Raw genomic sequence first — 12,390 nt, 5'->3', positions numbered from 1 at the left:
GAGGTGAAGTTCGGCGCGGCGGTACTGCGTGCTTACGAGGACCCGTTCACCATCGAAGAGGTGATGCTGACCGAAGGGCCGGCCGAGGGCGAGATCCTGGTTTGGATCTCGGGATGCGGGCTGTGCCGGACCGATCTCGCGGTCCGGGGTTCGGCGGGCCGTTCGCCCCTGCCGGCCGTCCTCGGCCACGAGGGGGCGGGAGTCGTGGCGGAGACGGGGGGCGCGGGCACCGGCTTCGACGTCGGCGACCATGTCGTGCTGAGCTTCGACTCCTGCGGTCACTGCCGCAGTTGCAGGAGCGCGGCCCCCGCCTACTGCGACTCCTTCGCCTCGCTGAACCTCTTCGGCGGGCGCAGGGAGAACGCCGCACGGTTCACCGACACGGCCGGCACCGCGCTGGCGCCCCGTTGGTTCGGCCAGTCCTCGTTCGCCGAGTACGCGATGGTCCCGGCCCGCAACGCCGTCCGGGTCGATCCCTCACTTCCGCTGGAACTGCTCGGACCGCTCGGCTGCGGCTTCCTCACCGGCGCCGGGGCGGTCTTCAACTCCTTCGGCGTCGGTCCCGGTGACACCCTCGCGGTCTTCGGCGCGGGAGCGGTGGGCCTGGCCGCGGTGATGGCGGCCCACGCCGCCGGGGCGGTGACCGTGGCCGTCGACCGGCATCCCGGGCGGCTCGCTCTGGCCGAGCGGCTCCACGCCCTTCCGCTCCCCGCCGCATCCGCCGCCCTGCCCGACCGGATCCAGCGGCTGACCGGCGGCGGAGTGATGTACGCGCTGGACACCACGGGGTCCGCCGGACTGATCAACGATGCGCTCCGGTCACTGAGCCCGACCGGCCACCTCGGCCTCGTGTCACGTCTGCGCACCGCGTTGCCGCTGGAGCCGGGAACCCTGGACCGCGGCCGCCGGATCTCCCACATCTGCGAGGGCGACGCGGTCCCCGGGCTGCTGATCCCACGCCTGACCGCGCTCTGGCAGGCCGGACTGTTCCCCTTCGACCAGCTGATCCGTCTCTATCCGCTCGCCGACATCAACGAGGCCGAACACGACTGTGACACGGGCCGCGTCGTCAAACCCGTCCTGATCCCGGACGGACGGAAGCGGTGACCGAGGCGTTCCGTGACACCACCCACCCGAGCTGCCGTCCCGAGGGACGTCGGCCCCGCCCGCATCAGGGAGAACGCATGGTCGATACGGCACCCCGCAGCACCGGCGTGGAGGGAGGGGTCGGCCTGACCGCCCTTCTGGTCGCCGCGGCACGGGCGATCGAGACCTACCGCCCCGACAGCCTCGCCCAGGACGTCTACGCGGAGCTCTTCGTGCGTTCCGCCCAGGCGTCCGCGCACTGGCCGGTCCGCCCGGCCCAGGTTCCGGACGGGGACGCGAACCCGCTGTGGGGGCGCTTCGCCCGCTACTTCGGACTGAGGACCCGCGTACTCGACGACTTCCTGCTCCGCTCGGTCCGGGCAGGCGGCGCCCGCCAGGTGGTGCTGCTCGGTGCGGGGCTCGACGCACGGGCGTTCCGACTCGACTGGCCTCCCGACTGCGTGGTCTTCGAGGTCGACAGGGACGGCGTCCTCGCGTTCAAGCACGAGGTGCTCGGCGCGTTGTCGGTCGCGCCGAGGGCGACGCGCGTGCCGATCCCGGTCGACCTGCGCGCCGACTGGGTCGGTGCGCTGAGGGCGGCCGGCTTCGACCCGGCGGCCCCCACCGCGTGGCTGGCCGAGGGGCTGCTGTTCTATCTGCCGCACGCCGCCGAGACCAATCTGATCCGCACGGTGGACCGGCTGAGTGCGGGGGGCAGCGCGCTGGCGTACGAGGTCAAGCTCGAGAAGGACCTGATGGAGTACCGCGACAGCCGCCTCTACACGTCGACGCGTGAACAGCTCGGCATCGATCTGCTCGACCTGTTCAGCAGGGAGCAACGGCCCGACTCCGCGGCTCGTTTGGCGAGCAGCGGATGGTCCACCTCGGTCCACACCCCCTTCGAGTTCACCCATCGGCACGGACGCGGCCCCCTGCCCGAGGAGAACGACGCACTGGCGGGCAACCGGTGGGTCTTCGCGGACAAGCCGCGGTCGGAGCGGTAGCGCACCACTCGTGGTCCCGGTCCGCGGGTTCCAGGCGCCGGCCCCGGGCGACCCGTCGAGGACGGTGGGAACGTCTTCCAGCAGCTTGAGCCGACCGTCGAAGGCGCGGCTCTCCATGCCCCACGGACCGGGCCGGCCGTCCGCTGCCGCGTAGCCGTCGCGCGAGATGATGAAGTCCATCATGAGGCTCGACATCGGGCTGTTCCTCCTGTGTACGTGCGTACAGGTCATGACCGATGCCGAGCCGGAAAGTCGTCGCGCTCGCCTGGCGGTGAGCGGCTCGACCCGCGTGGCGTCGTGTCTGCCGACGGTGTGCGGGTGAGCATGAGGTGACCCAGTTCTCCTCCCGCACCGAGGCGATGCGATGCCCGACCACGCCGACCACGTCCCACCCGAGGGCGCTGCACCGAGAGGAAGCCTGCGGCCCGAGCTGGCGGAACGCTGGCTGTTCAGGGGGATCTACGGCCTGGTGCTGGCCAGCGCCATGGTGGCCGCGCTGGATGTGCCGGGGGAGAAGGCCGACCCCGGTCAGGACGCGCTGTGGGTACTTCTCACCGCGCTGGCGTCGGCTGCCGCCCATGGGTACGCGCACGTCATCGCCCAGCGTGCGGCCGCCGAGGGGGAGGCCAGGCCCGGCAGACTGCGGGCGGTGCTCGCCGAATGGCCGTTGCTCGCCGCCGTACTGCCCACTCTGTTGCTCCTGCTCGGCGCGGTCGCCGAGTGGTGGACGGAGGACACCGCGGTCGACGTGGCTCTGCTGTTCAACACCGTCGCCCTGTTCGGCCTGGGAGTGTCGGCAGCCCGCACCGCGGGACTCGGCTGGCTGTCCTCCTGCCGGGCGGGGCTCGTGGACATGTTGATCGGGCTCGTCGTCATCGCCGCGGACGCACTGATCGACTAGCGCGGCCACCGGCCGCCGTACCGCCAGGTGTCCGCGCCGCGCGAGAGCGGACTCGACACGGCACCTCGCGGTGTATGAATGGCGCAAGACCGGCAAGGCGGCTGGGATGAGCAGCTTTACCGGAAGGACCACTCCGAGCGAGGGCGGGTTCCCCGCGGCCGCCCCTGGACGCGAGCCGGCTCGCACGGTGCCGGCGGTGAGCGCGGCCCCCATGCAGCCCCGGCGGGACGGCGAGGGAAGCCTCGCGCACGTGGTGGAAACCCTTCTCGACAAGGGTCTGGTGCTGAACGCCGACATCATGGTCTCGGTCGCCGGGGTCGAGCTGCTGGGCATCCGGCTCCGCGCGGCCCTCGCCTCCTTCGAGACGGCCGCCCGCTACGGACTGGAATTCCCCTCCGGCACGGACACGGAGACCGCCGCGTGGCGCGACACCCGGGAGGAGAAGGAGACCTGCCCGGCGTGTGGCAAGCGCGCGCCCGTCGAGCAACTGCTGAACCAGTGGTGCCCCTGGTGTGGCTGGCGCAGTGCCCAGGCCCGGTTGCGGGACGACACCGGGCAGGCCGCCCTGACGGGTCACCATGACGCCGACGCGCAGGGCGGCGGCGAGCGCGACGGGGATCACGATCAGGACCCGGCCGAGCGAGAGGCCGAGCGGCGTGGCGACTGACCGGTCCCCGATGCGGCCCACCCGGGAACCGAGGGTGACCCTCGACGACCTGGTGGAGGTCCTGCTCAACAAGGGCGCGGTCCTGCACCTGGATCTCATCGTCGCCGTCGCGGACATCCCGCTGATCGGCGTCTCGGTGCGGGCGGCCGTCGCCGGGATGGAGACGATGCTGGAGTACGGCATGATGCGCCACTGGGACGAGGCCACCCGCGCGTGGGCCGAGCGCTCCGTCGCCCGACGCGCCCTCGACCTGCGTGAGGGCGAGAGCGTCGTCCGCCGGATGAGCGGGGGCCATTTGCTGACCGAGGGCGTGTACCACGGCTGGCGGCCCGGCACGGTCTACCTCACCGATCAGCGCCTCGTCGTCCTGCGTGAGGAGCCCCGGGAGGTGCTCTGGCAGACCGATCTCGGCGCCGTACGCGACGTGCGGCTGAAGCCGGAACGGACGGTCGGCGGCGAGGAACGCCTGCGCCTGGAGGTGTCGCTGGCCGACGGACGGCGGGAACTGCTCTCGGCCAGGGAGCCCGAGACACTGCACGGCCTGCTCACCCGATCCCGCGCCGGGCACCTTACGCCCGCGCTCCCGTCGGGGACCGCCGCCGAGGACGAACCGCCCCTCGCGGAGGGGCACCTCTGGTACGAGGAGCCGCGCAGGTCCGGCCCGCTGTGGCGCGGCGGACAGGCACGGCTCACGGCCGGCCGGCTGACCTGGAAGTCACCCCTGGACGCCAGGCCCGCGCTGGTGCTGCCCACGACCGACCTGGCCGGGGTGCGGCGGGCGCCCGGGTACGGGCCGGGCGGCGAGGGAAGCGTCCTCGTGCTGCGCACCGCCGCAGGCGAGGAGATCCGGCTCGCCGCCGACGACCCGGACCGCTGGGCCCGACGGCTCGCGTCCGCCGGCCCCGTGGCGGCCACCGCATGAGCGGGACGAGAAGGGATCGAGCAGTGCAGCGGAAAGAGGAGAGGACGACATGCCGTTGACCGTCGACGAGAAGAGCCTCAAACACGGGGTGCTGTCCCTCGTCGTGACACTGGTCGAGGTGATCCAGGAGGCTCTGGACCGCCAGGCCATGCGGCGCATCGAAGGCGGTGACCTCGACCCGGAGGAGGCCGAACGCCTCGCCGACGCCCTGCTGGACCTGGACGAGGCGATGGAGCAGATCAAGGAGGACCACGGCATCGTCACCTCGGTCGCCGACCTGCACCGCGGACTGGACGACGTGGTCGACGACGTCGTGGACAAGCTGATCAACCCGCAGCGCTGGGCGGAGGAGGCCGGGCGATGACGGAGAACACCGCTCTGTACGTGTACGCCCTGCTTCCCGACCGGCAGGGCGCGGCCGACGGCGTCGCCGGGCTCGACGGGCGTCCGCTGCGCCTGGCGGGAGTTCCGGGCACCGGCGTCGCCGCGCTGGTGCACGACGCGACGCCTGCCCCCTTCCAGGGGGACGACGACCAGGTGCGACGCTGGGTGGCGGAACAGAGCGAGGCGGTCACCACGGTCTGGGAGCGCGTCGGCAGCCTGCTGCCGATGACCTTCAATGTCCTGGTCGCCGACGACACCGCGTCCGGACGGAGCGCCGAGCAGCGGCTGGGGGACTGGATCAGGGAACAGGAAGACGACATCACCGGGCAGTTGACGGCGCTCGCCGGGCGGTGCGAACTCCGCGTGGAGATCACCCTGGACCGCGCGGCCGCCACGACCGGCGGCCCGGCCGCGAGCCCGGGGGAGACGGAGGGCGACGCCCGGTCGCCCGGCATGCGCAGGCTGCTCGCCAAGCAGCGCGAGCAGCGCGAGAAGAACGCGGCCGGGCAGCTCGCGGACACACTGCACGCCGGCCTCCGGCGTCGCCTGCTGTCGGTCGCCGAGGACCTTCGCGACCGAGGACCGGCCCACCGTGTCCCCGGCGAGACGGACGTCCTGTCCGCGGCTCTGCTCGTCCGGCACGAGGACATCGACGCCGTCGGTGCCGTCCTGAGCGACGCGCAGGCCGGTCAGCCCGCCCTGCGGATCCGCTTCCTCGGTCCCTGGCCGCCGTACTCGTTCACCGAGACACGGCCGCACCAGCCGGCGGAGCAGGCGGCGCGCTGATGTCCGTACGGGCTCCGTCCCTTCCGCGGGCCGGGAATGCCGGCGCGTACGGCCGTGTTGTGGAAACCGTGACCGTGGAGGGGACAGTGTCCCCGGGCCTCACCTCTCGCCTGCGGGGACGATCGTCCGGCTGAAGCCCCGCAGAGCCGCTCGCCGCGCAGGCGACCGCCCTCCACGTCACCCTTCGTCGGGAATGCGGTACCCGTCGCGGGCGTTGCACCGTACGTATGACATGTCCGAGTCAATCGACTCGGGTGGTGGCGAAAGGAGCACCCCATGGCACGCAGCACCTCGCGTCCGGTCGTCAGGCTCACCTCCACGGCCGGCACCGGCGTCACCTACGTGACCCGCAAGAACCGTCTGAACGACCCCGACCGGCTGGTCCTGCGCAAGTACGACCCGGTCGTCGGCGGGCACGTCCTCTTCCGCGAGACGCGCTGACCGCAGCGGATCGCCGCTCCTCGCCCCACCGCTCCCCGCCGTTCGCGCGGCGGAGGCCTCCAGGAAGGACAGCACTCCATGAGGCACGGAATACACCCCGTCTCCCGTCCGGTCGTCTTCCGCGACCGCGCGGCGGGCTTCCAGATGCTCACCCACTCCACACTCGACGCCCGTCGCACGGTCGAGTGGGAGGACGGCGTGACGTACCCGGTCGTCGACGTCGAGATCTCGTCGGCGAGCCACCCCTTCTACACCGGCACCTCGCGCGTCGTCGACACCGCGGGACGTGTGGAGCGTTTCGAGCGGCGCTACGGCACCGCCGCCCCGGCCCGCCGCTGACGGCGGGTGCCGCCCGATCCCCCGGAGGGACACCGCGATGAAGGTACGCAAGTCACTGCGCTCGATGAAGGCCAAGCCCGGCGCCCAGGTGGTGCGCCGACGCGGAGTGACGTACGTGATCAACAAGAAGGACCCGCGTTTCAAGGCCCGGCAGGGCTGACGGGGCATCCCGCAGACCGGACGGCCCGGCACCGCACGCTCGCGGTGCCGGGCCGTCCCCGTCGGGGAGGGCACCGGCCCGCGCGGGGTGCCGACGCCGGCCTCCCGCAGCGCGTCGCCGCCCCTCAGACGGTGCGGAAGTGCTGCCGCAGTCGCGAGGTGACGGTGTCGGTCGCGGCGGTGGGGCCACGGCGCCGATGGCGGGCGAGGAGGACGGAGACGTCCGGAAGGACGGGGCCCGGCACGGCGGCGAGCGTGCCGTCACGGAGCGAAGGAGCCGCGTTGGCCGAGGGCAGGACGGTCAGCCCCAGTCCGGCCGCGACGCAGGAACGGACGGCCTCGATGCTGCCGAACCGGGTCAGTCGGGGCCGGGCTCCGGCGACGGCCCGGAGACGGTCGGCGAGCCGGTCGCTGTAGGAGCAGCCCTGCTCGTGCAGGAAGAAGTCCGCCTCGGCCAGCTCCGGCCAGCTCACCGGTGCCTCACGACCGGCAAGGGGGTGGTGGGGAGCGGCCAGCAGTACCAGGGGCTGGCTCGCGACACGTTCCGCGATGACGTCCGGGTGGTCGACTTCCTCCTCCAGCAGCAGCGCGCAGTCGAGCACTCCCGCCCGCAGCCCGTCCACCGCGCCGTCCGTGCCGCAAGCCCGCAGGTGCACCTCGACCCGCGGATGCGAGCGGCGCAATGAGGCGATCACCTGGGGGAGGTGGGCCGAACACAGGGTTTCGCCCGCGCCCACCGTCACGGTGCCCTTGACCGGACCGTCGCCGTCGGCCGCGGTGAGCAAGCGCGATTCGGCGTCCAGGACGTCCTCGGCCAGCGGGACGAGGCGCCGTCCCGCGTCGGTGAGCAGCGCGCCACGCGGCATGCGGTCGAAGAGCCGGGCGCCGAGTGCCTTCTCCAACGACTTGATCTGCACGGTGACCGTGGACTGCGAGAGCCGCAGTTCGGTGGCGGCACCGGTGAAACTGCCCGTCCGGGCGAGCGTGGTGAAGGTCTGGAGCAGCCGGGTGTCCATCACGGCATCCTAAGTCCTCCCATCGGATATATCGATGGGGATGATGAGAAACGATCGTTGGCTTTCATGGGCCCGACGCGGAATCATCAGGGTCATGACCACTTCTTCGTCTGACGTCGACGTCCTGCGCTACACGGCTTTCACCTCCCGCCCCGACGGTGGCAACCCGGCCGGTGTCGTCCTCGACGCCACGCAGCTCGGCCCGGACCGCATGGGGGCGATCGCCGCCGAGGTCGGATACTCGGAAACGGCGTTCGTCACCTCCCGGGACGAGGAGCGGCGCCGGTTCACGCTCCGGTACTTCAGTCCGCTCGCCGAGGTCGCCTTCTGCGGGCACGCCACCGTGGCGACGGCGGTGGCGCTCGCCGAGCGCCTGGGCGCCGGTGACCTGGCCTTCGACACCCCCGCCGGGGAGATTCTGGTGAGCACGGAGACCGATGCCGGAGGAGCGGTGCGGGCGACGCTCACGAGTGTGCCCACCCGGTCGCGGCCGGCGCGGGCCGACGAGGTGGACACGGCCCTGTCGGCCCTGGGCTGGGACAGCGCCGACCTCGACCCCGGGCTGCCGCCGCACGTCGCCTTCGGCGGCAACGAGCACCTCGTGCTCGCCGCCGGCTCCCGGGCCCGGCTGGCCGCCCTCGACTACGACTTCGACGCGCTCGCCGCCCTCATGCGCAAGAGCGGCTGGACGACGGTGCACCTGGTCTGGCGCGAGGACGAGCAGCAGTACCACGCCAGGGACCCGTTCCCGGTGGGCGGCGTGGTGGAGGACCCGGCCACCGGAGCGGCTGCGGCCGCGTTCGGCGGCTACCTGCGCACGATCGGCGCGCTGCCCGCGTCCGGCGTGGTCACCGTCCGGCAGGGGGAGGACATGGGCCGGCCGAGCGAACTCACCATGCGCGCGGACCCGCACGGCACCCGCGTCCACGTCACCGGCCATGCCGTACCGATCACCGGATGAGCGTGCGGCGGACACGTCGCCCGGAGGTCCGGAGCCCGATGTTGTCCAGTCACCCCCTGCTTCATGCACGGACGGGCGGATTCCCTCCGATCGTGTGGGAAGCGCGGCGCTTTCCCGTCGCGGATGTCGGAACGTCTGGATAGTGAGTGAGCTGCCGGGGCAGCGTCCGCGGCGGAATCCGACGGCCACGTTCCATCAGGGAAGGCAGGGTTGCACCATGACGCCCACCACCGAGGCGACCGACCGCGTCGAGCTGGTCTTCTCCCTCTTCGACGCCGATGGGAACGGATACCTGGAACTGTCCGACTTCGACCTGATGAGCGAGCGCGTGGTGGCCGCCGTACCGGCTGCCGACGAGGCCACGAGGAACCGGCTGTCCGGTGCCTTCCGCCGTTACGGTGAAACGCTCCTGACCGAGCTGGACGCCAATGGCGACGGCCGGGTCAGCCCCGCGGAGTTCACCTCCGTCGTCCTGAACCCGCAGCGGTTCGACGCCACCGTGGACGAGTTCGCCGAAGCGCTCGCCGAGATGGGCGATCCGGACGGCGACGGTTTCGTGGCCCGCCCCGAATTCGTCGCGCTGATGCTCGCGATCGGCTTCGCGCGGCCCAACATCGAGGAGCTCTTCCGGGCCTTCGGGCCGGACGGGGAGGACCGCATCCCGGTGTCCACCTGGGCGGACGGAGTCAGGGACTACTACCGCCCCGAGAAGTCCGGTATCCCCGGCGATCACCTGGTTCCGGCCGGGAGCCGGTGACGGCGACGGGGCCGCGGAACCGGCCCGCCCGGACAGCGCAGGCGCCGCGGCCCCGACGCCCGGCGTGACCGGAGAGCCGGACGACGGTGATCGCTCATGCCGTCCTGCGTACCGTGACGACGGGGCAGTGGGCGTGCGTCATCACGGCCTGGCTCACCGAGCCCAGGACCAGTCCGGCAACGCCTCCGCGTCCGCGGGCGCCGACCACCAGCAGTTGAGCCGCCTTGCTCGCTTCGAGGAGGACGTCACGCGCCTTGCCGCGCACCAGCTCGCGTCTGACGCTGACGTCCGGGCAGCCGGCCGCGCGACCGGCGACCGCCTGGGCCAGCCTTTGCGCGGAGGACTCGGGATCCGCGTCGGCCGCCCCGCCCGACTGCCATGCATGCACCGCCACGAGCTCAGCCCGGCGCTGCGCGGCTTCGGCGAACGCGACGTCGACGGCCTGGTCGCTGTCCGGGGAACCGTCGACGCCCAGTACGACAGGCCCCGCGCCGGCGGACGGACGGTGCTCTGCCCTGACCGTCATCACCGGACAATGGCTGAGGGCGGCCAGGGCAACCGGGGCCGAACCCAGCAGCAGGCCCACGACACGCCCCTTGCCACGGGAGCCGACGACGATCAGATCCGCAGTCCGTGACTCGGCTTCCAGCACGTACGCCACATCACCCGTCACCACGGCGTTGGTCACCACGATCCCGGGCGCCACGCCACAGGCGTGGGCCGCTGCCTCGTGGACCAGAGCTCCGGAGGCCGGGTCCGGCACCAGGTACCGGGGCTTGACCGGAATCTCGGCATGCACCACACGCAGCTTCGCCCCGCGCCGTACTGCCGCCGCGGCGGCTGCTTCCACGGCGGTGAGACTCGTCGCCGAGCCGTCCACACCGACCACGACCAGGTTGCTCATCAGCGGCTGCTCCACTTCAGGCCCCGCGATTCCAGCGTCGCCCCGCCGGTGGGCCGCTGCAATTCCTGTGGGGCCCGCGCACCGACGGAAATGCGGACCGGCGGACGCCGTAGAGTTCTCCCTCACCACGGGGCATAGAGAAGAGCGGACAGCAAACACCGCAGGACAGCCGCGCAGCGGGAGCGGGACCGAGGCGGTGCGGCCACGAGGAGGTCCGGACATGGCAGGCGCGAAGGACACGGAGACCGGCCACGGGCAAGGCCGGGAAGCGCCTCATCCGCAGCTCCTCCGCGCCCTGGAGGTCATCAGGGCCGGAGCGTACGTCGTCGACGAGCAGGGCCGTGTCGTTGCCGTCAACACCCGCGCCGAGGAACTGCTGGGCCGCCGGGCAGCGGACATGGCCGGCCAGGACGCCCACGAACTGCTGCACCGGGGACCGCACGGCGAGCAGTTGTCGGCCACGCGGTGCGCCATGCGGCTGCCTTTCCACGCCGGGCAACCGGCACAGGGCGAGAACGACTACTTCGCCCGGGCCGACGGCTCCGTCCTGCCCATCTCCTGGTTCATCGCCCCCTACGCCGTGGACGGCCCCGACACCCACACACTCGTCCTCTTCCATCCGCGTGAGCAGGGGCAGTCCGCCGGGCCGCACTCGGAGCTGCCCGCCGAGCCCATGAGCGAACTCGAACGACTGGCCCTGCTGGCCGAGACCACCACCCAGGTGACCTCCACCCTCAACGTCGACGAGACGCTGCGCCGACTGGTGGCCCTGGTCCTGCCCCGGCTCGCGGACTGGGCCGTCATCGACCTGATCACCGAGCACGAGGAGGTGTGGCGAACCGCCGTGGTCCACGTCGACCGGGACCGCCTGGTGCACCGTGACGATCTCGAAGGGCCGATGCCGCCCGTGCCCGAGGAATCACCGATGCCCCTGTCCCGTGCCCTGCGCGGCGTCGCCTCCGCCCTGGCCGGACCCGAGACCTATCAGCGCACCCCGGACTCCGGCATCGCCGTCGAACAGCGTCGCCTGTTCGAGGCCACCGGCATCCGCTCCGCAGCCATCGTCCCCCTCCGGGGGACCCGGGAGGTCCTGGGAGCCCTCACCCTGGGCCGGGCCGGCAAGCCCGGTGACTTCTCCACCTCCGACCTGCCCCTGATCGAGGACATCGCCCGCCGTGCCGGCCTCGCGCTGGACAACGCGCGCCTCTACCAGCGTCAGCGCGCGGTCGCCGAGACCATGCAGAACCACCTCCTGCCCCAGATGCCGCGCGTGCCCGGACTGCAGATGGCCGTCCGCTACCTGCCCGCCCCCGACGCGTCTCAGGTCGGCGGGGACTGGTACGACGCCTTCACCCTCTCCGACGGCGCCACCGCGCTGGCCGTCGGGGACGTCGTCGGCCACGACCTGGAGGCCGCGGCCGGCATGGCCCAGTTGCGCAACATGCTCCGTGCCTACGCCTGGTCGCAGCAGGCACCGCCCAGCCGCATCGTGGAGCGCCTCGACGAGGCGATCATGCCCATCACGGACGTCACGATGGCCACGCTCGTCTTCGCCCGCGTCAGCAAGACGGACAGCGGAGCCTGGCAGCTGTCCTGGACCAACGCGGGTCACCCCCCGCCCCTGCTCGTCACCCGTGACGGCCTGACCGACTATCTCACCGACGGACACAGCCTCCTGCTCGGCACCGGTCTCAGCAGGTCCCGTCCCGACGCGACGGTCCCGCTTCCGCCGGGTTGCACCCTCCTGCTGTACACCGACGGCCTCATCGAGGTGCCCGGCCACACCCTGGACGAGGGCCTGGACCGGCTGCGCCAGCACGCCGCGGCTCTCGCCCACCGGCCCCTGCCGTCCTTCGCCGACCAACTCCTGCGCCGTGTCCAACCGCCTGGCCTGGACGACGTCGCCCTCCTGGCGCTCCGTACCCCTGCGTGAGCGGGCGGCCGCACCCCGGAACCCGCCGTGGGGGGGGGGGCGCCCCCGCGCCGGCGGGGGGGGGGTGAGATGCTGCCGCGGGGGCCCGCGGGGCCGCGGGGCGGGCCGGCCCGGGCGGCCGGGGGGGGCG

15 protein-coding genes are annotated in these 12,390 nt (G+C 72.5%); 13 read left to right on the top strand and 2 right to left on the bottom strand.

Translation table 11 applies throughout. From position 1 onward, the window contains the following. The first annotated feature begins 3 nt into the window (after positions 1-3). The 10 genes from ACIRG6_RS07620 to ykgO all read left to right on the top strand — a co-directional run bounded on the left by ACIRG6_RS07620 (position 4) and on the right by ykgO (position 6,690). A complete protein-coding gene (locus tag ACIRG6_RS07620) occupies positions 4-1,107 on the top strand; it encodes an NAD(P)-dependent alcohol dehydrogenase (RefSeq protein ID WP_403321464.1) in 1,104 nt (367 codons plus the stop codon). A 77-nt stretch (positions 1,108-1,184) separates the two neighbouring features. Beyond that, positions 1,185-2,090, top strand: coding sequence for a class I SAM-dependent methyltransferase (locus ACIRG6_RS07615; RefSeq protein ID WP_403321463.1), 906 nt, complete (start codon positions 1,185-1,187; stop codon positions 2,088-2,090). Between the two features lie 364 nt (positions 2,091-2,454). After that, positions 2,455-2,991 carry a hypothetical protein gene (locus ACIRG6_RS07610; RefSeq protein ID WP_318216789.1) on the top strand — a complete coding sequence of 179 codons (537 nt, stop codon included), beginning with the start codon at positions 2,455-2,457 and terminating at the stop codon, positions 2,989-2,991. A 196-nt stretch (positions 2,992-3,187) separates the two neighbouring features. Then, positions 3,188-3,658 (top strand): gas vesicle protein, encoded by a 471-nt coding sequence (locus tag ACIRG6_RS07605; RefSeq protein ID WP_403321460.1) that lies wholly within the window; start codon positions 3,188-3,190, stop codon positions 3,656-3,658. Positions 3,659-3,692: 34 nt separating this feature from the next. Beyond that, positions 3,693-4,580, top strand: coding sequence for a gas vesicle protein (locus tag ACIRG6_RS07600; protein WP_364821524.1), 888 nt, complete (start codon positions 3,693-3,695; stop codon positions 4,578-4,580). Between the two features lie 49 nt (positions 4,581-4,629). Then, positions 4,630-4,944 (top strand): gas vesicle protein K, encoded by a 315-nt coding sequence (locus tag ACIRG6_RS07595; RefSeq protein WP_189229538.1) that lies wholly within the window; start codon positions 4,630-4,632, stop codon positions 4,942-4,944. After that, positions 4,941-5,750, top strand: coding sequence for a GvpL/GvpF family gas vesicle protein (locus ACIRG6_RS07590; RefSeq protein WP_403321456.1), 810 nt, complete (start codon positions 4,941-4,943; stop codon positions 5,748-5,750). Before ACIRG6_RS07595 ends, ACIRG6_RS07590 begins: the two co-directional genes overlap by 4 nt. 276 nt (positions 5,751-6,026) lie before the next feature. Continuing rightward, entirely contained in the window at positions 6,027-6,191 is a 165-nt protein-coding gene (gene rpmG / locus ACIRG6_RS07585; RefSeq protein WP_189229540.1) for a 50S ribosomal protein L33, read from the top strand. Between the two features lie 78 nt (positions 6,192-6,269). Further along, a complete protein-coding gene (locus tag ACIRG6_RS07580) occupies positions 6,270-6,530 on the top strand; it encodes a type B 50S ribosomal protein L31 (protein WP_350716197.1) in 261 nt (86 codons plus the stop codon). Between the two features lie 37 nt (positions 6,531-6,567). Further along, complete coding sequence (ykgO, locus tag ACIRG6_RS07575) at positions 6,568-6,690, top strand: type B 50S ribosomal protein L36 (protein WP_189229542.1); 123 nt, start codon at positions 6,568-6,570, stop codon at positions 6,688-6,690. 124 nt (positions 6,691-6,814) lie between these two features. On the opposite strand, the gene ACIRG6_RS07570 is transcribed toward ykgO, so the two are convergent. After that, positions 6,815-7,705: a LysR family transcriptional regulator gene (locus ACIRG6_RS07570; protein ID WP_403321451.1), complete on the bottom strand. Its 891-nt coding sequence runs from the start codon at positions 7,703-7,705 to the stop codon at positions 6,815-6,817. 94 nt (positions 7,706-7,799) lie between these two features. Between ACIRG6_RS07570 and ACIRG6_RS07565 the strand changes: the two genes are divergently transcribed. Next, positions 7,800-8,666: a PhzF family phenazine biosynthesis isomerase gene (locus tag ACIRG6_RS07565; RefSeq protein WP_403321448.1), complete on the top strand. Its 867-nt coding sequence runs from the start codon at positions 7,800-7,802 to the stop codon at positions 8,664-8,666. 217 nt (positions 8,667-8,883) lie between these two features. After that, positions 8,884-9,423 carry an EF-hand domain-containing protein gene (locus ACIRG6_RS07560; RefSeq protein ID WP_403321446.1) on the top strand — a complete coding sequence of 180 codons (540 nt, stop codon included), beginning with the start codon at positions 8,884-8,886 and terminating at the stop codon, positions 9,421-9,423. 94 nt (positions 9,424-9,517) lie between these two features. On the opposite strand, the gene ACIRG6_RS07555 is transcribed toward ACIRG6_RS07560, so the two are convergent. Beyond that, a complete protein-coding gene (locus ACIRG6_RS07555) occupies positions 9,518-10,327 on the bottom strand; it encodes a universal stress protein (protein WP_364821508.1) in 810 nt (269 codons plus the stop codon). 220 nt (positions 10,328-10,547) lie between these two features. Between ACIRG6_RS07555 and ACIRG6_RS07550 the strand changes: the two genes are divergently transcribed. After that, positions 10,548-12,260, top strand: coding sequence for a SpoIIE family protein phosphatase (locus ACIRG6_RS07550; RefSeq protein ID WP_403321444.1), 1,713 nt, complete (start codon positions 10,548-10,550; stop codon positions 12,258-12,260). The last annotated feature ends 130 nt before the right edge of the window (positions 12,261-12,390 follow it).

Origin of the sequence: Streptomyces flaveolus (assembly GCF_044765825.1) — a bacterium.
GTDB lineage: Bacteria > Actinomycetota > Actinomycetes > Streptomycetales > Streptomycetaceae > Streptomyces > Streptomyces flaveolus.
This window is presented reverse-complemented; position numbering and strand designations above follow the sequence as displayed.

Bases quoted from the DNA above. Each gene is read 5' to 3' on its own strand.
- ACIRG6_RS07615 (WP_403321463.1), top strand. From the start codon at position 1,185: ATGGTCGATACGGCACCCCGCAGCACCGGCGTGGAGGGAGGGGTCGGC.
- ACIRG6_RS07610 (WP_318216789.1), top strand. From the start codon at position 2,455: ATGCCCGACCACGCCGACCACGTCCCACCCGAGGGCGCTGCACCGAGA.
- ACIRG6_RS07595 (WP_189229538.1), top strand. From the start codon at position 4,630: ATGCCGTTGACCGTCGACGAGAAGAGCCTCAAACACGGGGTGCTGTCC.
- ACIRG6_RS07590 (WP_403321456.1), top strand. From the start codon at position 4,941: ATGACGGAGAACACCGCTCTGTACGTGTACGCCCTGCTTCCCGACCGG.
- rpmG (WP_189229540.1), top strand. From the start codon at position 6,027: ATGGCACGCAGCACCTCGCGTCCGGTCGTCAGGCTCACCTCCACGGCC.
- ACIRG6_RS07580 (WP_350716197.1), top strand. From the start codon at position 6,270: ATGAGGCACGGAATACACCCCGTCTCCCGTCCGGTCGTCTTCCGCGAC.
- ykgO (WP_189229542.1), top strand. From the start codon at position 6,568: ATGAAGGTACGCAAGTCACTGCGCTCGATGAAGGCCAAGCCCGGCGCC.
- ACIRG6_RS07570 (WP_403321451.1), bottom strand. From the start codon at position 7,705: ATGGACACCCGGCTGCTCCAGACCTTCACCACGCTCGCCCGGACGGGC.
- ACIRG6_RS07565 (WP_403321448.1), top strand. From the start codon at position 7,800: ATGACCACTTCTTCGTCTGACGTCGACGTCCTGCGCTACACGGCTTTC.
- ACIRG6_RS07560 (WP_403321446.1), top strand. From the start codon at position 8,884: ATGACGCCCACCACCGAGGCGACCGACCGCGTCGAGCTGGTCTTCTCC.
- ACIRG6_RS07555 (WP_364821508.1), bottom strand. From the start codon at position 10,327: ATGAGCAACCTGGTCGTGGTCGGTGTGGACGGCTCGGCGACGAGTCTC.
- ACIRG6_RS07550 (WP_403321444.1), top strand. From the start codon at position 10,548: ATGGCAGGCGCGAAGGACACGGAGACCGGCCACGGGCAAGGCCGGGAA.